Here is an 18,075-nt window from a genome sequence, read left to right as displayed (position 1 = left end):
TTTGAGGCCGCCCGGCTTGAATTTGGCGAAACCCTGACCATTTTGAGCCGACTTGCCGCTTGGGGGCGCCAAAAGAAACTGTTGTGTTTCAACGCGTTGGCATGCTTTCGCGGGGCAAGATGCTGTTCACTCTCAGGCAAGCCCGTCAGGACTTCGTCGCCTAGACTGTGTTATAGAGCCAGCCAAACGAGCAATCGGAAGAGCAGATTCCATGGCAGTGCATCAGGTCAATCCGGGAGGAAAGCTCGCAACGCTCGATCCGATCTGGGATCGGATCCGCGGCGAGGCGGAGGACATCGTCCACCGCGAGCCCGAGCTTGCGACCTTCATCTATTCGACGGTGCTGCATCACAGCCGCCTGGAAGATTCGGTGATCCATCGTGTCGCCGACCGGCTCGATCATTCCGCGCTGTCGGGCGATCTGGTGCGGCAGACCTATGACGAAGCGCTGCGCGACGATCCCGACTTGGGCAACGCCTTCCGCGCCGATCTCGTCGCCGTCTACGACCGCGATCCCGCGACCTCGCGCTTCATCGACCCCTTGCTGTACTTCAAGGGCTTTCACGCCATCCAGACCCATCGCCTTGCGCACTGGCTCTGGCTGAAGGGCCGCAAGGACTTTGCGTATTATCTTCAGAGCCGTGCGTCTGCGGTGTTCCAGACCGACATCAATCCCGCCGCGCGCATCGGCCGCGGCATCTTCCTCGACCACGCCACCGGCTTCGTCTGCGGCGAGACGGCATTGATCGAGGACGACGTCTCGATCCTGCACGGCGTCACGCTCGGCGGCACCGGCAAGGAGAACGAGGACCGTCATCCGAAGATCCGTCACGGCGTTCTGATCGGCGCCGGCGCAAAGATTCTCGGCAACATCGAGATCGGACATTGCGCGCGCATCGCGGCCGGCTCGGTCGTGGTCAAGCCCGTGCCGCACAACGTCACGGTCGCCGGCGTGCCCGCCAAGATCGTCGGCGAGGCCGGCTGCGCCGAACCGTCACGCACCATGGATCAGATGATCAACGCCATGGGCCTTTAAGCTCGTGAGTTAAGGGCCGGATTCTCCAGCCCTTTTCGTCCCCAAATTCTTTGGCAATTCGTGCTGGCGGTTCGTCGCGTCTCGTCCTAAAACGCGGCCAGCCAATTTCGATCGGAGACTTGCCGTGGACGTCAAAGAAGTCAGAAAGCTGGACGCGTATCTGAAGCGCGTATTCGGCAATCCCAAGATCCGCGTCGTGCCGCGGCCGAAGAAGGATGATTCCGCCGAGGTCTACATCGGCGAGGAATTCATCGGCGTGCTCTTCGTCGACGACGAGGACGACGATCGCTCGTTCCAGTTCCAGATGGCGATCCTGGAAGACGATCTCGTCGATCAGGAATAGTCGTCGCACGTCATTGCGAGCGTAGCGTCCAGAAATTGCTGACGCTACGCTGCGTCCGAGGCGCGCATCGAACAGCGAGGCGCGCTCTTTCCACATCGTCATTGCGAGCGCAGCGAAGCAATCCAGAGTCTTTCCGCGGGGGGATTCTGGATTGCTTCGCTGCGCTCGCAATGACGAAGATTAGCCCTTCACCGCCGCGCCGTCATCGACGCCGCCACCGCGCGAAGCTCGCCGACGAATTCGGCGATCGCCGGATTGCGCCGTTCACCGGTGCGAAACGCGACGAAGATCCGCCGCGTGATGATCGGCCGGATCTCCTTGAGACGCAGCGTGCCGATATGATCGCGCCCGCGTAGCCCCGGATTGATCGAGACCGAGCAGCCCGCCTCGACCATGGCCCTGACCACTTCGAAGCTGTGGCAGCGGGCATTGACGATGGGATCGAAGCCGGCATTGCGGCAGGCACCGACGATCACGTCCGAATAGGTGGCCGACGTCGTATCGAGAACCCATCGCTCCGCCGCAAGCTCAGGCAAGGTGAGGTGAGGGCGCTCGGCCAGCGGGTGGTCGCGCGGCAGCAGGACGTGGAGATGGTCGTCGAGAAGATGCAGCATCTCGACCTGCGTCTCCGAAAGGCCCGCCGACGTCGTGAGGTCGTCGACGATCGCGACGTCCGTTTGCCAGGCGCGCAGCGCCGCCAGGCTGTCGTCGGGCTCCAGCTCCTCGAAGATCGTCGCGAGATCAGGAAAGCGCGCCGACATCGCGCGGATCGTCGGCGGAATCAGCGATGCGGCGACGGAGGGAAACGCCGAGACGCGCAACTCGCCGGCGACGGTCTTCTTCAATTCCGCAAGATCGGTCTTCGCTTCCTCCAGAATGCCAATGACACGTCCGGCATGGTCCACCAGCCGCTGTCCCGCCGGCGTCAAACGCACGCCGCGGCCCCTGCGTTCGACCAGCTCAACCCCGGTCTCGTCCTCGAGCTGCGCGATTTGCTGCGAAACGGCCGACGGAGAGATCAACAAGGCTTCGGCCACCGCTGCCATTGTTTTTCGCAGCGAAAGCTCACGAAGCGTGCGGAGTCGGGCGAAATCCATAGGTTAGCTCCAGCAAATGCCCAGAACGCAATCATGCATATTTTCTAATGTATATGGCAAAATTAATTAAGTAGACCAGAATTGTTTTGCCCCTGTAGCCTTCATGTCCAGAGCAGTCCGGGCGCTTCACAAGAGGACCAAATCCCAAGCCCGGCTGAGATGAGTGACGACAACAGAGGGGTTCTCGGATGGCTCGTTCCAAATTTCTGGTGGCTGCGTTTGCCGCGGCATCGCTGTGGACCTCAGGCGCATCCGCCGCCGTCCTCGACAACGTCAAGCAGCGCGGCGTCCTCAACTGCGGCACCGACAACACGGCCCCTGGCTTCGGCTACCTCAACACCAAGACCGGCAAGATCGAAGGACTCGATGCGGATTTCTGCCGCGCCATGGCGGCGGCGGTTCTCGGCGACGCCAGCAAGGTCAACTTCGTCATCGTCACCGACAAGAGCCGCTTCAACGCCTTGCAGACCGGACAGGCCGACGTCGTCTTCGCGCACACGACCGTCAAGCCGGTGCGCGAATCCGCGATCGGCATCGATTTCCTGCCGATCAATTTCTACGATGGCACCGGCATGATGGTGAAGGCGGCGTCCGGCGTGAAATCCGTCGCGGAATTGGACGGCGCGACGATCTGTACGACGCAGGGCTCCGGCACCGAAGCCACGCTCGCCGCCTTCGTGCGCGTGCGCGGTTTCAAGACCACCAAGGTCCTCACCTTCGAGAACCTCGAGAAGCTGTTTGGTGCGCTCCAGAGCGATCGCTGCAACGCGATGTCGACCGACAAATCCGCGCTGGCTTCCTGGCGCGGCAACTCGCCCAAGCCGGACGACTACACGATCCTGCCCGAGACGCTGAACAAGTCCCCATTCGCCGGCTTCGTCATCGCCAACGATTCCAAATGGCGCAATCTCCTGCGCTGGGCGACCTTCGCGCTATTCCAGGCGGAGGAGTGGGACATCACCACAGCCAACCTCGCCGACAGGATGAAGGACGAAAGCGCCTTCGTGCAGAAATTCCTCGGCGTGAAGGACGGCTTCGGCAAGGATTTCGGTGTCGCCGACGATTTCGTCGCCAGCATGATCAGGTCGGTCGGCAATTACGGCGAGATCTATGACCGCAATCTCGGACCCAAGACACCTTACTTCATCGATCGTGCCGGCACGCCCAACGCGATGTGGACCAAGGGCGGCGCCGAGTACTCGCCTCCGTGGAACTGAGTCGTATGAGGCGAGCCTGAGGGGCTCGCCTCGATCACGCGAGGGCGTCGTGAGCACAGAGATCGCCGAATATCACAGCATCCCGCCGGCGCGGCGCGGCCTGCTGATCGTGTCCAAATGGCTGTTGCAGGCCGCGATCGTGATGGTGGTGGCGGGGCTGGTCGTTTGGCTTGGCTTTGCTGTTCGTGAAGCACTCGCCCGCAAGGGCATCCAGTTCTCGTTCGGCTATCTCGGCAATATCGCGAACTTCTCTCTCAGTGAAGGCTTCGTGCCTTCGTTCGCGGGCGGCTGGCCGGTTCTGGAGCTCTTCTCTCCCACACACAGCAATCTTCAGGCGCTGCTGGCAGGTCTGTGGAATTCACTGAAGGTCGCGCTCTCGGCGATCGTCCTCTGCACCATATTCGGGACGCTGATCGGCATCGGGCGGCTCTCGACCAACTGGCTGGTGCGCAATCTCTGCTTTGGATGGGTCGAAGCCATCCGCAACACGCCGCTGCTGATCCAGATCGTGTTCTGGTATTTTGCAGTGGTCCTGCGATTTCCGCCCGCCAATGCCGCTTCGAACTGGTTTGGCGGCCTCCTTGCCAGTCGCTCGGGCGTGTTCTTTCCCGGTGTTGTGATTTCCGAGCGCGCCGGCGCTGCGTCCTGGGGTTTGCTCGCTGCGGCCTTCGCCCTGGTCGTCGCCTGCGTGGTTCTGCGCGGATCGCGACGGCGCCTGGTCCTCTTGGCGGCAGCGCTCTCGGCGTTGATCGCGACAGCAATCATCGGCTTCCCCCTCGGCCTCGACCTGCCGGTCGCGACGCGGTTCGGCGCGCGCGGAGGCTTTGCCATCTCACCTGAGATGACGGCGCTTCTCATCGCAATCGTCGTCAACAGCTCCGCCTATGTCGCCGAGATCGTCCGCGGCGCGATCGAGGCGCTGCCGAAGGGACAATGGGAGGCCTCTGCCTCGCTCGGCCTGTCGCGCTCGCACACGCTGCGCGACATTATCCTTCCCCAGGTCTTCCGGATCGTCCTGCCGTCGCTCGCGAACCGCTACATCAGCCTGACCAAGGACACCTCGCTCGGGATCGCGATCGGCTTTCCCGACCTGTTCAACGTCTACGGCACAGTCTCGAACCAGACCGGGCGCAATCTCGAAGGCGTCGTGATCGTGATGCTGACTTACCTGGCGCTGAGCTGGATCATCAGCGCCTGCGTCAACGGCGTCAACGCGCGCGTCAATGGACGGAGGACGCGATGAGCGCGGTCGCACTGCGGTGGGTCCATCGCAATCTCTTCGCCAAGCCGTTCGATGTCGCGTTGTCCCTTGTCGTCATTCCGATGCTGATCTGGGCGGTCTATGCCTTTGGCTACTGGGCGCTGGTCGAGGCGCATTGGCAGGTCGTCGGCGGCAGTTTCAAGGTGCTGATGACCGGCATCTATCCCGCCGACCAGTTGTGGCGAGCATGGTTCGCCGTCGCGACGCTCTGCGCGATGTTCGGCGCGGGGCTCGGCCTCTCGCTCCCCCCGAACCGGGCGGTGCTGACAGCGGTCGCTTTGGTCGTCATCCTGATTGCGGCAGCGCTCGCAGCCGCGATCGACGTGCATTCCGGCGTGCTCGCTGCCGCCAGTGCCGCGCTCGGCATCGCGGCATGGATCGGCGTCGATCGTTCGGCCTTGAACCAGCGCATCGTGCTGTCAGGACTTCTTGCCGGCGTGATCGCAATCTTCGTCGTGCTCTCGCCGCCGGGCTTCGAGGTCTGGGGCGGTCTGTTGCTCAGTATCGTCCTGACGATAGCGGTCTCGATCCTGACCCTGCCTTTCGGCATCCTGCTCGCACTCGGCCGGCAAAGCCGCATCACCAGCCTGCGCGTGATTTCGACCGCCTATATCGAGACGATGCGGTCAGTGCCGCTGATCCTCGTCGTCTACTGGATCTGGATCATCGTGCCGCTGCTGGCGCCGGATACGTCCGTGCCGGGCCTGCTGCGCGGCATGGCCGGCTTTGCGCTGTTCTTCGCGGCCTATGTCGCCGAATATGTCCGCAGCGGACTTCAGGCGGTCCCGAAGGGGCAGATCGAGGCGGCGAAGTCGCTCGCGATGAGCAGCTGGACGCTCAATGTCGACATCGTCCTGCCGCAGGCGCTGCGGGTCGTCGTTCCCTCGCTGGTCGGACAGATCCTCGACATCTTCAACGGTGCGACGCTGGTCTTCATCATCGGGCTGACCGATTTCCTGCGCGCCGGACAGATGATCCTCGCTGATCCCCAGACCAGCGGCCGGACCTACGAAATCTACGTCTTCCTGTTCGCCGTCTATCTCGCCATCGGTGGTGCCATCACCTACGCCTCGCGCCGCCTCGAAGCCCATCTCGCAAGGGGATCACGATGAACGCCATCCAGAATGCGGCAGCCACGATCTCGCGCGACGCCATCGTCAGCATCGGCCACCTCAACAAGTCCTTCGGTGCATTCCATGTCCTGAAGGATGTCGATCTCGACGTCGGGCGCGGCGAAGTCGTCGTCATCATCGGTGCCAGCGGCTCGGGGAAGTCGACCCTGATCCGCTGTGTCAACGGTCTGGAGATGTACCAGAGCGGACGGCTGAGCGTGGACGGCTTCAGCATGCCGACGGAGGCCGACCGTGCCATCGGCGGCGAGAAGGAGCTGGCGAGGATCCGCAAGGGCGTCGGCATGGTGTTCCAGCAGTTCAACCTGTTTCCGCATATGAGTGCGATCGACAATGTCGCGATCGCGCCGATCCGCGTGCGCGGCCGCAAGCCTGACGAGGCGAGGGCGAACGCGTTGCGGCTGCTCGATCGGGTGGGCTTGCGAGACCATGCCCACAAGCTTCCGGCCCAGCTCTCCGGCGGTCAGCAGCAGCGCGTCGCCATTGCCCGGTCGCTGGCGATGGAGCCGCATATCATGCTGTTCGACGAGCCGACCTCGGCGCTCGATCCCGAGATGGTCGGCGAGGTGCTCGACGTCATGCGCGAGCTCGCACGCGAAGGCATGACCATGATGATCGTGACTCACGAGATGGGTTTCGCCCGCGAGGTCGCCGACCGCGTCGTCTACATCGATCACGGCCGCATCCTGGAGATCGGCACGCCGGCGGAGATTTTCGACCGGCCGACGCACGAACGAACCAGAACCTTTCTCTCGCGCGTGCTTCGTCACTGACGAGCCGCAGTCAACGCCAACGCAGAACTCCGATCACCTGGAAAGAGGATGACACATGTCAGTTTCAACGGGCGCCGCCCAAACCCATTCGACCGAAATCAACTGGCACAGCTTCTTCGGTGCCGATGCCCATCAGGTTGGCGCTGACGTCGTCGCGCTGATCGATCAGGATCGCAAGAGGGAGGCGCTGTCCCTCAACATGATCGCGTCCGCCTCCTATGCGCCGCTCGGCCTGCGCCAGATCGAGGGGACACATCTGGTCAACCGCGCGCCGATGGGGCTGCCCGGCCGCCGCAGCGTCGCCAATTGCGAGGAGCTCGACGCGATCGAGAACCTCGCGATTGACAGGGCCAAGTCGATCTTCGGCGCCGAATACGTCAACGTGCAGGCGCTGTCCTCGACCATCGCCAACGTCGCCGTCCTGCGCGCGATCCTGCCGCCTGATGGCGCGCGGCTGCTGACACTCGACGAACTCGCCGGCGGTCATGTCAGCCATGGTGCGATGCGCCACATCACGGGCGCCAACCGCGAGGTGGTTTCGTTTGGCGTCACCCGCACCGGTGCGGTGGACCTGGACCAGGCCCGCGACCTCGCACGCAAGACGCGGCCGCATGTTCTGCTCGCGGGCCCGTCCTCGTATCCGCGCGAGATCGACTTCGCGGGATTGAAGACCATCGCCGACGAGGTCGATGCGCTGCTCTTCACCGACATTGCCCATGTCGCCGGTCTCATCGCGGCCGGCCTCCATGCCAATCCGGTCCCATTCTCCGACGTGTCCACCAGTTCGACGCAGAAGACTTTGTGCGGACCGCGCAACGGCGCCTTCGTCTTTGCGAAGGAGCGCTTCGGCGCCGCGATCGACGCCGCCGTCTATCCCGGCCTGCAAGGCCCCGCAGCCTCGAACATGATCGCGGCGCGGGCCGTGCAGATGGAGATGATCACCCGTCCGGCCTTTGCGCAGCTCATGCGTGACGTCGTCGCCAATGCAAAGGCGTTCGGTGCCGGCCTGGAGGAGGGCGGCATCGGGCTCTACACCGGCGGCACGGACTCGCACATGATCATGGCCTACACCGGCGAGAGCTGGACGCAGCCGGAATTGGTCGCGGTGCTCGGCGCTTATGGTGTGATCGGCAACGCCATGCGCGCGCCGGGGCAAGACGGCCAACCACGCACCGCGTTCCGGTTCGGCAGCGTCGCATTGACGATCCGCGGCTTCGACCTCGCCGAGGCGAGGACACTCGGCCGCGAGGTTGCGGAGATCCTGCGTGCGGGGCCAAGCGCTGCTGTCGATGCCGCGCGGCTGCGCAGGCTGAAGGATCTGGCCGACGCCCACCCAATTCCGTCCTTCGTCGATTGATCCTGCACGCGAGAGCCATTGATCATGAACCGCCCCTACGACGTTGCTGCGGTCCGCAGCCAGTTTCCCGTGACCGAGCGCTTGCTCTATCTCGATTCCGCTCACCAGACGCCGCTCGCCACAAGCGTTCGCGAGGCGCTGCTCGGCTTTTACAGGGAAGGCAGCGAGTTCGGCGGGCCCAAGCCGGTCTGGCTCGATCGGGTCGAACGGGTCCGGGCCCGCGCGGCGAAGCTGCTCAATGCCGCGCCGGCCGAGATCGCCTTCACCAAGAACACCTCCGAGGGCATGAACATTGCTGCCAATGCATTGCCGCTCACGGCGGGCGACAATGTGCTTCTCGTCGAAGGCGACCATCCCAACAACGCCTATGCGTTTCTCAACCTTCGACGCAAGGGCGTCGAGGTTCGCTTCGTGCCGCTGACCGGCGAGACGGCGCGCGCCGAGATGTTCGCGCCTCACATCGATGCCCGCACGCGCGCGATCTCGCTCTCCCATGTCACCTTTCATGCCGGACACCGTTTCGACATCGACGGCATCGGCGCATTCTGTGCGCACAACGGGCTCTATTTCGTCATCGACGCAATGCAGTCGATCGGTGTGGTCCCGCTCGATGCGGTCGCGAGCGGCGCAAGCCTGATCGGGGCCGGCTGTCACAAGGGGCTGCTGGTGCCGCAGGGCCTCGGTATCCTCTACTGCCGGCAGGGCCTCGACGAACTGCAGCCGGCCTATCTCGCGATGTCGAGCCTCGCGCATCCTCCGGGCGACTACATCGCGCGCGCCGACAACATGATGCCGAAGGCGGATGCAGGGCGGTTCGAGATCGGCAACCTCAATCTTCCCGACATCCACGCGCTCGACGCCTCGCTCACGCTGATCGAGAGCGTCGGCCTGTCCGCCATCGAAGCGCATCTTTACGATCTCGGCGACCGCCTGATCGAGCGCATGGATGATCACGGCATTCGCCTTGTCGGTCCGCGTGCGCGCGCCGATCGCTCGCCGCACATCTACGTGCTGGATCTGCCTGCGGACGATTGGGCCGGCTATCTCGCCAGCCGTAACGTCCGCGTGTCCCCGGAGCGCGACGGCATCCGCGTGTCGTTCGGCCTGTTCAACATGGCCGAGGATGTCGACCGGCTTGCAGAGGTGATCGCCGAGCGGGGCAGCGTGCCGGCACGCAAGGGAGCGGCTGCCTGAAGGGCGTGACGGCCTGTGGTGGGAAGGCTTCAGGAACTCCCCATGATCACATCATAGCCCTGTTTTGCCCGACGGGTCAAATCGACTTCGAAAAATACGAAGTCGCGCCGGGGCCTGGCTACTGTGCATGGGGTTGTTTTCGAAGTTTTGTTGGAAGCCCGTTCCTCAGAGCCGGGCAACAGGTTGCGCTCAGCCCTTCGGCCCGCGCAACTGCGCCGTCAGCCGGTCCAGCGCCTCGGCCACGTCGCGCCATTGCGACAGCCAGCTGCGCGGAAAGCGGAAGGTGAGGTCGGCGCCGCCGACGCGGCGTTCGGAGAGGCACATGCCTGGTGTGGCCGCATCGCGCGTGCAGCGCGCGGTCAGCGCGGGCGTTGCGGCCGTATAGAGATCCTCGCTGCCGTAAGGGGTCTCGGCGCGGAACATCCGCATCGTCAGCCCGTCCTGCGGCATGGCGGCGGCCTGGTCGAGATAGCGCGGATAGATCGTGGCCGTTCGCTGCTCGGGCGCGAGCGCATCGTGGTGTGCCGAGATCGACAGGAAGATGCGGTCGATCGGCTGCATCGTCGTCTCCACCGCATCGGCCGTGACGTGCTTCGGTGCGCCCGGCGGCTCCAGCGAGGGATAGAGGAAGTCGAGGTCGATGCGTTCCTGCGGCCCGGAATGCCGCTGGATCTTCATCCGGATCGCGGTCACCGGCAGGTTGAACAGCGTGCCGCCGACGCTCACCGGCAGCCTGTCCGGCGCATTCGCGCCACCCGAGCCCCAGGTCGGCCACAGCAGATAGGCGACCAGCACGACCGCGCCCACCGCAGCAATGCCGCCGAGCACCATCGGGACGACATGGGCCCGTGGGTGCGTCCGGGAGGAACGAGGGGAGGTTGCCGAAAACATCGTCATGCGTTGCGCTGGTCGAACCGGAGGTCGGCCGGTGGCCGACGAATCAGCGGCGAATATGCCATGCGGCGGCGCATTCGCGCAGCCGTTCCCGGCTGCCGGGACGGGGGAGGGCCCTGCGCGGACCGGTTGCCGCCGTTAACCTTCCCTTAAGGATAATGTAGCGTTAACCCGCCCTGTTTGTCACAGGAAGGCTCCGGCGTTGCGTAAGGGCGGACCGTTCCGATGTCACCTGAAGCTTTCAACTCTCTCTTCTCGATCTGCCTCGGTTTCGCGCTCGCGGGCGCCCTCGTCAGCGGATACCAGGCGGTCGCGCAGCGGCCGGCCGGGTTCGGTCTGTTGCAGGACGGCGTGGCGCCGATGACGTTCGCCGCGGTTCCCTTCCTGGTGTTCGCGGCGCCCTTCATCATCATGCGCAACACGCTGCGCGGTGTGCGGGTGGAAGCCCGCCGCCTCGAATTCGTGATGATGGCGACCGTCATCGCCGGCTTCTGGAGCATGATGAGCGGCACCTTCTTCCTGATGACGCTGCGCGCGACCGGCGTGATCGGCTGACGCCTTGCAGGGCTGCCCGTTGCGGCAGCCCTTTGCCACGTCGCTCCCGTTTCGCTATGCCAGTCTTGGCGTGACAGGAGACCCCCATGGCGATCTACGAGCTCGACGGGCAGGGGCCCGATCTTCCCTCGGACGGAAATTACTTCATCGCTGAGACCGCCACCGTGATCGGCCGCGTGCGCCTGAAACCGGGCGCCAGCGTCTGGTTCGGCGCGGTGCTGCGTGGCGACAACGAATGGATCGAGGTCGGCGAGGGCGCCAATGTGCAGGACGGCTCGACCTGCCATACCGACCCCGGCTTTCCCATGGTCATCGGCAAGAACTGCACCGTCGGCCACAACGTCATCCTGCATGGCTGCACGATCGGGGAAGGCGCGCTGATCGGCATGGGCTCGATCGTGATGAATGGCGCCAAGATCGGCCGCAACAGCATCGTCGGTGCCGGCTCGGTCATCACCGAGGGCAAGGAGTTTCCCGAACGTTCGCTGATCATCGGCTCGCCCGCGCGCGTGATCCGCACGCTCGACGACGCCCAGGTACAGAAAATGGGGGGAGCGGCGAGGTCCTACCAGGCCAATGGTCCGCGCTTCAGGACGGGCCTGAAGAGGATCGGCTGAGAACGGCTGCGGGCCGTCTCCGGCCCGCGCGCCAGGGTTCCGTTCCGTACAAATACCGGCGGGTCCTTTAATCCTCCGCTAGCGCGGTTGCGCCTATTCTCGGTTGTTTTCAACCAGGAGGAGCGGCGCCATGGACGCCGGGGCGCTCGGGTCACGGCTCGATGCAGGATCGCAATTCTTGAAGAAGCTCGTCCGCTTTCTCCGCGGTGCGGATACGCTGAGCGTTGCGGAGAAGGTCTACAGCATCGCCGGCTTCCTGGCGATCGTCACCACCTTCCTGCTCGTGATGTCGATCCAGACGGTGCGGTTGCAGACGACCTATCGCCACATGCATGCCACCTCCGCCGGGGCCGCGATCAATGTCGGGCGCATCAATGCGCTGATCTATGCCATCGTGATGGAATCGCGCGGCATCTACATGTCGGGTGAGCGCGGTGCGATGAAGCAATTCGCCGACGGGCTGGTGCGACGCAATCGCGAGCTCGCCGACGTCGTGAAGGGCATGGAGCAGACCGTCGGCGACGACGACGCCGTGCTGTTCGCCAGCTTCCGCCAGCGCATTGCGCAGTTCATCGAGTTTCGTCAGGAACTGGTGCGGCGAGGGGTCGAGATCAGCTCGGCGGCGGCGCGCGAATGGGGCGACAACGACGCCAACCGCACGCTGCGCAGCAAGCTCAACAGCGATCTCGAAGCGCTCGAGCGGATCTACAGGCAGCGCGCCCGCGAGGCCGATGACCTCGCCAACGAGAACCGCTATGCCGCGGCCTATCTGTTCGCGCTCGGCCTCGCGGCCCTCATTCTCGCAGGCCTCAACGTCGTCGTCATGCGCGGTTCGGTGGTCGGAGCGCTGGCCGAGATCACACAGGCGACCGACCGGATCGCCGATGGCGACGTCAAGAGCAAGGTGCCGCATCTCGGCCGCAACGACGAGATCGGGCACCTGGCACGCGCCGTGCAGCACTTCCGCGACGCGGTGGCGCGCATCTTCGAGCTGGAGGAGCTCGAACTCGGCACCGCGCAGGCGCGCGACGCCGCGATGACCGAGCGCGACAAGTTCAACGACAAGTACCAGGCCAAGAAGTGGCAGCTCTCGGCGGCGATCAACAGCATGCCGCAGGGCCTGATCATGCTCGACGGCAAGGCCAACGTGGTCGCGATGAACGGTCACTACCGGCAGATCTACAATCTGCCCGAGACGATTCAGGCCGGATCGACGCTCGAGGACATCTTTCGGCACCGGGTCGCGAGTGGCTTGTTCAGCGGCGACATCGATAAACTTCTCGCGGCGGTGCTCGACCGGATTGCCAGGCGCGAGCCGGCGACCTCGGAAATGACCTTGAACGACGGTCGCATCATCAGGATCTACGAGCGTCCGATGGACGGCGGCGGCTGGGTGTCGGTGCAGGAGGACGTCACCGAGCTGCGGCAGCGCGAACGCATCCTGGAACGGATGGAGCGCTTCCTCGCCACCATCATCGAGAACGTCGCCGAAGGCATCATCGCCAAGGATGCGCGCAACCAGCGCTACGTCTTCGTCAACAAGGCGGCGGAGAAGATGATCGGCATGTCGCGTGGCGAGATCATCGGCAAGACGGCGCGGGAACTGTTCTCGCCGGAAGCGGCGGAATTGATCGAGCGGCGCGATCAGCAGCTTCTGGCGCAGGAGCAGCAGCTCGAACCGATCATCGATACCATCGACAATCCCACGCGCGGGCGCCGCGTGATCTCCGCCCGCCGCGTCCAGATCGGCGGCGCCGGCGAAGAGTCCCACATGTTCGTCACCATGGTCGAGGACCGGACCGAGAAGATGGTGGCGTAGCGCCGGCGGTCTTATCGAGGCGTCAGCTCCCCTCGGATTCGCGCGCTTCCATCGCGCCTGCGACCTTCTCGTGGCCCGCCGACCACAGCGCATGCTCGTCGCTGCCGTCCTGGTAAGGATTAGCCCCGGCCGGGATGTTGTCGCGCGCGGCGCGTTCGCCCTCTGTAAAAGGATCGCGATCGGTCATCGTGACTTTGCCTTTCTGGTTTTGGGATGCGCGGTCGCCTTGCTCGTTTCTCGGTCGAGCTTTGCGCTCTTGCGCAGCGCGTCCCTGAGATCGATGGGGATGCCGTGCTTCTTCAGGAGGTCGGCGAAGGCTTCGTCCGCAAGCTCCTGAAACGTCGCCATCCTGTCGCGCCCTAATTGCTTCAGCTTGTCGAAACTGTCCTCGTCGAACGCGATCAGTTTGCGCATGATCGTGGCTGCCTCCCTGCTTCAAGCTGATGTGACGGCATTTGTTCCGGAACGGGTCCTGGTCAGGACCGTTGACCACCAAAGGGAGCATTTCCGATGGCCACATCGCCAGCAACCATTTCGACGAAGACGTTGATCGTGATCCTCAGTCTCGCGGCCATGCCGGCCGTATCGTTCGCACAGGCGACCGGCGGCACGGCCGGCTCCGGCGGATCGAGCGGAGGCGTCGCCGGCTCTCCATCGTCGCCGCCCGGCACCAACAGCCTCGGCACGGCGCAGTCATCCGGCGGAGGTTCTGGCGCAACCACCGGCACTGGCACAGGCGGGTCCGGCGATGCCGCCGTCAGTGCCGAGAACCGAATGCTCGACAAGAAGCTCAAGAGCATCTGCCGCGGCTGCTGATGCTCGCGCGGAAGTGAGGCAGGAAGACTGTCAGGAATGCCTGTGTGAGGTTAGCTTGGTCCTGCTTTGAAGCGTGGAGCGTGTCCATGCGGAGGATCGAGTGATGTTACGGAAGATGATGTTGACGGCGCTGGCCGTTGTGGCGGTCGCCCTGTCGGTGCCGCAGGCGGCACAGGCGGGCGGACACGGTGGTCACGGTGGTGGCGGTTGGGGTCACGGTGGTGGCGGTTGGGGTCATGGTGGTGGTGGCTGGGGTCATGGCGGCCACTGGCATGGCGGAGGCTTCTGGCCCGGCGTCGCGATCGGGGCAGGTCTCGCCGGTGCCGGCTACTACGGCGGCTACGGCTACGGCTATGGTTACGGCGGCCCCTATTACTATGGTACCGGCTACGATGACGGTGGATATGGCGGCTGCTACGTCGTGCGGAAGCGCGTGATGACGCCTTCGGGTTGGCGATACCGCCGCGTGGATGTCTGCGAATAGCGTCGCAACCGCCTGCTAAAACCAGAGCCCCGCGCCGATCTCATCGGAGCGGGGCTCTGGTTAGCCCACTAAAAAACAAGGCCGTTGACGCAGTATACCGTCAACGACCTTGCCAGCCCCGGACATTGAAATCGGCTCACGCCATCCGGTAGTGGCGAGCATCGCGCGGAATCATACGGGCGAATGTGATCCAGTTCACAAGTCGACAAATTAAAGCCGGGCGCGGCGGTAACCCGTTCAGCCGCGCGAACGTTTGCGCGCGCTGGCAACGCGATGCCGCACCGGTTTCCTGCGGGTAACCGAGGGCGTCTCGACCTCGGTGGCCTTGGCGCTCGCAAAGGACTGCCGGAGATTGTCGATCGACTCGTTCAGCGACGTGACCTGCTCGGACAGGCGCTTGGTGTCGGCCTGCTGTGCCGCCATCAACCGCTTCATGGTCTGGAGCTGGTCCTGCACGACCTGGAGCTGGTCGATCGATTCCTGCTGGGTCGCCTCGATCCCCTTGGTCTTCTCGACCAGTTGCTCGGAGGCTTGCGCGGTACGAGCCTGGAGCTGCCGCGATGCCACCACCCGGTCGGGCTCGGGGGCTGCGCCGGTATAGGCGCGCCAGATCGCGATTGAGGTCACGCCGGCGATGAGGAGCAGAAGTGCCGCCGCGGTCAGCGCGATAGGCTGGGCGCCGAGGCGAAGGAGAGGGTTGGACGGTGAGTCCTGTGCGAGATCGATCATTCGCTGACAAAGCCCAAATTGAAACTTGGTGAGTGGCGAAGAACGGCGACCCCTTCTGGGCAGCCGGGACGTCCCGAAAGTGTTACTGTTCGGCAACAATTGGGACCAAAAAGAGGCTGAGCCTCAAAAAATCGGGTTTTACCCCTTGCTTCTTGGCCAAGTGGCCGAACTCAGAGCTGAAATTGCGCAAACGGGCCGGAATAGGTCTTCGGGCGCGGCGCTGCGTAGGGCCCGAGCCGGGATGTTGTCAGTCCCAGCCGCACCACTGATTCTGCCAGCGTCACCGCGGCGGCGACGCCATCGACCACGGGCAGGCCGTGTGTGGCGGCGAGTTCGGCCGCGAGGTCAGCCATGCCGGCGCAACCGAGAACGATGGCCTCGGCGCGGTCGTCGCGGATTGCGGCGGTGATCTCCGCGGAGATTTTTGCGAGCGCGTCAGCGTTGCGCTCCTCGAGCGCGAGCACCGGGACTTCGGCCGCGCGGACGCGGGCACAGCGCTCGGCGAGGCCGTACTTCTTCAGATTATGTTCGATCGGTACGATGGAGACGCCGAGCGTCGTTACCACGGCAAAGCGCGCGGCGATCAGGCTCGCCACGTGAAAGCCGGCTTCGCCGATGCCGATCACCGGCGCTTTCGCGGCGGCGCGTGCGGCATCCAGGCCGGTGTCGTCGAAACAGGCGATGATGTGCGCATCCGCGCCATCGCGATCGGCCTCGCGGATGCAGCCGAGCATGCCGGGGACGGCGAAGGCCTCGTCGTAAAATCCCTCGATCGAGACCGGGCCCATCGTCGGCTGACGCGCATCGATCACCGTATCGGGCAGCGCGACGCGACGCGCCGCAGCGGCGATCTTCGCCGTCATCGACGCGGTGGTGTTGGGATTGACGACGTGCAGTCGCATCGCGATCAGACGAGTCCCTGGCCGGCGTCCGAGCCCTTGGCCGCCTGCCGCTTGTTGAGCACGTGGATGGTGCCGAGCGCAAGCGCGATCACCGTGAACGAGACGGCCGAGATCACGGTGCCGAGCGCGTAGATGTCAGGGTTCGTCACGGTCGTGGTGAGGCCCTGCAGATCGAGCGGCAGCGTATTCACCGCGCCGATTGCCTGGCTGGAGCGGGCAAGCTCGTCCCAGGACAGCGTGAAGCCGAACAGGCCGATGCCGATCACCGAGGGCAGGATGATCGGCAGCACGACATGACGGAACGTTTGCCATGGTGTCGCGCCGAGATCGCGTGCGGCTTCTTCGAGGCGCGGGTCGAAGCGGTTGAAGATCGCGAACATGATGAGCAGGCCGAATGGCAGCGTCCAGGTCAGATGCGCGCCGAGGCCGGAGGTGAGCAGGCCCATCGACGTCTCGAAATTCTCGTTCACGTGCGCCTTGATCAAATCGTCGATGATGCGAAACTCGAGCGAGATACCGAGCGAGGTGATGATCGAGGGCACGATGAGACTTGCGATCGCCGAGTAGAACAAAATGCTTTGCGCCCTGAATTTTCGGCGGAAGGCCATGCCGGCGGCAACCGACAGCACCACGGTGACGATCATCACGATGATGCCGAGCAACAGCGAGCGGCGGAAGGCCGCGCCGAGATCGACGATGCCGGTGCCCTGGAACAGTTTTGCGATCCAGAAGGTCGACACACCGTTCATCGGGAAGGTGAGGCCGCCCTGCGGCCCCTGGAACGACAGCACGTAGATCGCGATCATCGGGCCGTAGAGAAACAGCGTGTAGGCCGCGAAGAAGATCGCGAGCACGTAGAACGAGCGCGGACGTCCTTCCTTCATGCCCTAGAGTTCCTTCTTGATGTCGACGATACGCGACATCATGGTGATGATCAGAAAGGTGATGACGAGCAGGATCACGGCGTTGGCCGCAGCCGCAGGGAATTGCAACGCATTCACCCGTGTCTCGATGATCTTGCCGGCGGCCGCGATCTGCTGGCCGCCCATCACGCCGATGGTGATGAAATCGCCCATCACGATGGTGATGACGAAGATCGAGCCGATCACGATGCCGGGCTTGGCGAGCGGAATGATGACGTTGACCAGCGTCTGGAAACCGGTGGCGCCGGCGTCATAGGCGGCCTCGATCAGCGACTTGTCGATGCGTATCATCGAATTGAAGATCGGCACCACCATGAAGAAGGTGAAGAGGTGGACCAGCGCCAGCACCACCGAGAATTCGGAGAACAGCAGCCATTCAACGGGGTGGTTGATCAGCCCCGTCTTCACCAGGCCCGAGTTGACGAGGCCGTTGCGCCCGAGCAGCGGAATCCAGGCGATCATGCGGATGACGTTGGAGGTCCAGAACGGGATCGTGCAGAGCAGCGACAATCCCATCTGCCAGGTCTTGGACTTGACGTGGAAAGCGAGGAAGTAGGCGACCCAGAAGCCGATGAACAGCGTGATCACCCAGACCAGAAAGCAGAGCTTCAGCGTCTTCAGATAGGTCTTGGCGATGGTGCAGAGATCGGGAAGCTGCGCGATGCAGCCCTCGAACGTGTCGGTATAGCCGCGGCCGGAGAAGGCCGGCAGCAATTGATATTCGTTGTAGTCCCAGAACGAGACGATGACGACGAACACCAGCGGGATGAGGAAGAAGGCGAGGAACACCAGCATCATCGGCCCGGCCTGGAGCCAGGAGATGAAGGACGGAGACAGCCGCGTCGGCTTTGCGGCGCGCGCTGTGCCCGACCCCGGGATCAATCCCGGGGATGCCTGTTGCAGGATGTCCTCTGACGTGTCCATCGAT

21 protein-coding genes are annotated in these 18,075 nt (G+C 64.0%); 13 read left to right on the top strand and 8 right to left on the bottom strand.

Features of this window, described 5'->3' with window-relative positions:
- Positions 1-211 precede the first annotated feature (211 nt).
- Both cysE and AB7532_RS22990 read left to right on the top strand, forming a co-directional pair.
- Positions 212-1,036 (top strand): serine O-acetyltransferase, encoded by an 825-nt coding sequence (gene cysE, locus AB7532_RS22995; protein ID WP_441236985.1) that lies wholly within the window; start codon positions 212-214, stop codon positions 1,034-1,036.
- 124 nt (positions 1,037-1,160) lie between these two features.
- Positions 1,161-1,379, top strand: coding sequence for a DUF3126 family protein (locus AB7532_RS22990; RefSeq protein WP_007602550.1), 219 nt, complete (start codon positions 1,161-1,163; stop codon positions 1,377-1,379).
- Between the two features lie 188 nt (positions 1,380-1,567).
- Here the strand turns inward: AB7532_RS22990 and AB7532_RS22985 are convergent, their stop codons facing one another.
- On the bottom strand, positions 1,568-2,476 hold the full coding sequence (locus tag AB7532_RS22985; protein ID WP_441236984.1) for a LysR substrate-binding domain-containing protein: 909 nt from the start codon (positions 2,474-2,476) through the stop codon (positions 1,568-1,570).
- 188 nt (positions 2,477-2,664) lie between these two features.
- Here AB7532_RS22985 and AB7532_RS22980 point away from each other — a divergent pair, with 188 nt between their 5' ends.
- Genes AB7532_RS22980 through AB7532_RS22955 form a run of 6 tightly spaced genes read left to right on the top strand, consistent with a single transcriptional unit; the run spans position 2,665 to position 9,408 of the window.
- Positions 2,665-3,693: a transporter substrate-binding domain-containing protein gene (locus tag AB7532_RS22980; RefSeq protein WP_441236983.1), complete on the top strand. Its 1,029-nt coding sequence runs from the start codon at positions 2,665-2,667 to the stop codon at positions 3,691-3,693.
- Positions 3,694-3,742: 49 nt separating this feature from the next.
- On the top strand, positions 3,743-4,936 hold the full coding sequence (locus AB7532_RS22975; protein WP_441236982.1) for an ABC transporter permease subunit: 1,194 nt from the start codon (positions 3,743-3,745) through the stop codon (positions 4,934-4,936).
- A complete protein-coding gene (locus AB7532_RS22970) occupies positions 4,933-6,066 on the top strand; it encodes an amino acid ABC transporter permease (protein WP_441236981.1) in 1,134 nt (377 codons plus the stop codon). The genes AB7532_RS22975 and AB7532_RS22970 overlap by 4 nt, the downstream gene beginning before the upstream one ends.
- Complete coding sequence (locus AB7532_RS22965) at positions 6,063-6,857, top strand: amino acid ABC transporter ATP-binding protein (RefSeq protein ID WP_441236980.1); 795 nt, start codon at positions 6,063-6,065, stop codon at positions 6,855-6,857. The genes AB7532_RS22970 and AB7532_RS22965 overlap by 4 nt, the downstream gene beginning before the upstream one ends.
- Positions 6,858-6,912: 55 nt before the next feature.
- The gene (gene glyA / locus AB7532_RS22960) at positions 6,913-8,214 is read left to right on the top strand and encodes a serine hydroxymethyltransferase (protein WP_441236979.1); all 1,302 of its coding nucleotides are present in this window, start codon (positions 6,913-6,915) and stop codon (positions 8,212-8,214) included.
- A gap of 24 nt (positions 8,215-8,238) precedes the next feature.
- Positions 8,239-9,408, top strand: coding sequence for an aminotransferase class V-fold PLP-dependent enzyme (locus AB7532_RS22955; protein WP_441236978.1), 1,170 nt, complete (start codon positions 8,239-8,241; stop codon positions 9,406-9,408).
- A gap of 189 nt (positions 9,409-9,597) precedes the next feature.
- On the opposite strand, the gene AB7532_RS22950 is transcribed toward AB7532_RS22955, so the two are convergent.
- Positions 9,598-10,305, bottom strand: a complete 708-nt coding sequence (locus tag AB7532_RS22950) for a hypothetical protein (RefSeq protein WP_441236977.1) — start codon at positions 10,303-10,305, stop codon at positions 9,598-9,600.
- A 222-nt stretch (positions 10,306-10,527) separates the two neighbouring features.
- Here AB7532_RS22950 and AB7532_RS22945 point away from each other — a divergent pair, with 222 nt between their 5' ends.
- From AB7532_RS22945 to AB7532_RS22935, 3 genes are all read left to right on the top strand, one after another.
- On the top strand, positions 10,528-10,857 hold the full coding sequence (locus AB7532_RS22945; protein ID WP_441236976.1) for a DUF6949 family protein: 330 nt from the start codon (positions 10,528-10,530) through the stop codon (positions 10,855-10,857).
- Between the two features lie 86 nt (positions 10,858-10,943).
- Positions 10,944-11,474 carry a gamma carbonic anhydrase family protein gene (locus AB7532_RS22940; protein WP_441236975.1) on the top strand — a complete coding sequence of 177 codons (531 nt, stop codon included), beginning with the start codon at positions 10,944-10,946 and terminating at the stop codon, positions 11,472-11,474.
- Between the two features lie 178 nt (positions 11,475-11,652).
- Positions 11,653-13,293 carry a PAS-domain containing protein gene (locus AB7532_RS22935; protein ID WP_441236974.1) on the top strand — a complete coding sequence of 547 codons (1,641 nt, stop codon included), beginning with the start codon at positions 11,653-11,655 and terminating at the stop codon, positions 13,291-13,293.
- A 22-nt stretch (positions 13,294-13,315) separates the two neighbouring features.
- On the opposite strand, the gene AB7532_RS22930 is transcribed toward AB7532_RS22935, so the two are convergent.
- On the bottom strand, positions 13,316-13,480 hold the full coding sequence (locus tag AB7532_RS22930) for a hypothetical protein (RefSeq protein ID WP_441236973.1): 165 nt from the start codon (positions 13,478-13,480) through the stop codon (positions 13,316-13,318).
- Positions 13,477-13,707: a hypothetical protein gene (locus tag AB7532_RS22925; RefSeq protein ID WP_441236972.1), complete on the bottom strand. Its 231-nt coding sequence runs from the start codon at positions 13,705-13,707 to the stop codon at positions 13,477-13,479. The genes AB7532_RS22930 and AB7532_RS22925 overlap by 4 nt, the downstream gene beginning before the upstream one ends.
- Before the next feature lie 96 nt (positions 13,708-13,803).
- On the opposite strand from AB7532_RS22925, the gene AB7532_RS22920 reads away from it, so the two are divergent.
- A complete protein-coding gene (locus AB7532_RS22920; protein WP_441236971.1) occupies positions 13,804-14,109 on the top strand; it encodes a hypothetical protein in 306 nt (101 codons plus the stop codon).
- A gap of 103 nt (positions 14,110-14,212) precedes the next feature.
- The gene (locus tag AB7532_RS22915; RefSeq protein ID WP_441236970.1) at positions 14,213-14,593 is read left to right on the top strand and encodes a hypothetical protein; all 381 of its coding nucleotides are present in this window, start codon (positions 14,213-14,215) and stop codon (positions 14,591-14,593) included.
- A gap of 237 nt (positions 14,594-14,830) precedes the next feature.
- Here the strand turns inward: AB7532_RS22915 and AB7532_RS22910 are convergent, their stop codons facing one another.
- The 4 genes from AB7532_RS22910 to AB7532_RS22895 form a co-directional block, all read right to left on the bottom strand.
- A complete protein-coding gene (locus AB7532_RS22910) occupies positions 14,831-15,322 on the bottom strand; it encodes a hypothetical protein (protein ID WP_441236969.1) in 492 nt (163 codons plus the stop codon).
- 170 nt (positions 15,323-15,492) lie between these two features.
- The gene (locus AB7532_RS22905; RefSeq protein ID WP_441236968.1) at positions 15,493-16,224 is read right to left on the bottom strand and encodes an aspartate/glutamate racemase family protein; all 732 of its coding nucleotides are present in this window, start codon (positions 16,222-16,224) and stop codon (positions 15,493-15,495) included.
- Positions 16,225-16,229: 5 nt separating this feature from the next.
- Complete coding sequence (locus tag AB7532_RS22900; RefSeq protein ID WP_441236967.1) at positions 16,230-17,108, bottom strand: ABC transporter permease; 879 nt, start codon at positions 17,106-17,108, stop codon at positions 16,230-16,232.
- Between the two features lie 3 nt (positions 17,109-17,111).
- Positions 17,112-18,071, bottom strand: a complete 960-nt coding sequence (locus AB7532_RS22895; RefSeq protein ID WP_441236966.1) for an ABC transporter permease — start codon at positions 18,069-18,071, stop codon at positions 17,112-17,114.
- Positions 18,072-18,075: the final 4 nt, after the last annotated feature.

This window comes from Bradyrhizobium sp. 930_D9_N1_4 (genome assembly GCF_052076015.1).
Lineage (GTDB): Bacteria > Pseudomonadota > Alphaproteobacteria > Rhizobiales > Xanthobacteraceae > Bradyrhizobium.
Note: the sequence above shows the minus strand (reverse complement) of the source record. Positions and strands in the feature narration are given on the sequence as shown.

Bases quoted from the DNA above. Each gene is read 5' to 3' on its own strand.
- cysE (WP_441236985.1), top strand. From the start codon at position 212: ATGGCAGTGCATCAGGTCAATCCGGGAGGAAAGCTCGCAACGCTCGAT.
- AB7532_RS22985 (WP_441236984.1), bottom strand. From the start codon at position 2,476: ATGGATTTCGCCCGACTCCGCACGCTTCGTGAGCTTTCGCTGCGAAAA.
- AB7532_RS22980 (WP_441236983.1), top strand. From the start codon at position 2,665: ATGGCTCGTTCCAAATTTCTGGTGGCTGCGTTTGCCGCGGCATCGCTG.
- AB7532_RS22970 (WP_441236981.1), top strand. From the start codon at position 4,933: ATGAGCGCGGTCGCACTGCGGTGGGTCCATCGCAATCTCTTCGCCAAG.
- AB7532_RS22965 (WP_441236980.1), top strand. From the start codon at position 6,063: ATGAACGCCATCCAGAATGCGGCAGCCACGATCTCGCGCGACGCCATC.
- glyA (WP_441236979.1), top strand. From the start codon at position 6,913: ATGTCAGTTTCAACGGGCGCCGCCCAAACCCATTCGACCGAAATCAAC.
- AB7532_RS22955 (WP_441236978.1), top strand. From the start codon at position 8,239: ATGAACCGCCCCTACGACGTTGCTGCGGTCCGCAGCCAGTTTCCCGTG.
- AB7532_RS22950 (WP_441236977.1), bottom strand. From the start codon at position 10,305: ATGACGATGTTTTCGGCAACCTCCCCTCGTTCCTCCCGGACGCACCCA.
- AB7532_RS22945 (WP_441236976.1), top strand. From the start codon at position 10,528: ATGTCACCTGAAGCTTTCAACTCTCTCTTCTCGATCTGCCTCGGTTTC.
- AB7532_RS22940 (WP_441236975.1), top strand. From the start codon at position 10,944: ATGGCGATCTACGAGCTCGACGGGCAGGGGCCCGATCTTCCCTCGGAC.
- AB7532_RS22930 (WP_441236973.1), bottom strand. From the start codon at position 13,480: ATGACCGATCGCGATCCTTTTACAGAGGGCGAACGCGCCGCGCGCGAC.
- AB7532_RS22925 (WP_441236972.1), bottom strand. From the start codon at position 13,707: ATGCGCAAACTGATCGCGTTCGACGAGGACAGTTTCGACAAGCTGAAG.
- AB7532_RS22920 (WP_441236971.1), top strand. From the start codon at position 13,804: ATGGCCACATCGCCAGCAACCATTTCGACGAAGACGTTGATCGTGATC.
- AB7532_RS22915 (WP_441236970.1), top strand. From the start codon at position 14,213: ATGTTACGGAAGATGATGTTGACGGCGCTGGCCGTTGTGGCGGTCGCC.
- AB7532_RS22910 (WP_441236969.1), bottom strand. From the start codon at position 15,322: ATGATCGATCTCGCACAGGACTCACCGTCCAACCCTCTCCTTCGCCTC.
- AB7532_RS22905 (WP_441236968.1), bottom strand. From the start codon at position 16,224: ATGCGACTGCACGTCGTCAATCCCAACACCACCGCGTCGATGACGGCG.
- AB7532_RS22900 (WP_441236967.1), bottom strand. From the start codon at position 17,108: ATGAAGGAAGGACGTCCGCGCTCGTTCTACGTGCTCGCGATCTTCTTC.
- AB7532_RS22895 (WP_441236966.1), bottom strand. From the start codon at position 18,071: ATGGACACGTCAGAGGACATCCTGCAACAGGCATCCCCGGGATTGATC.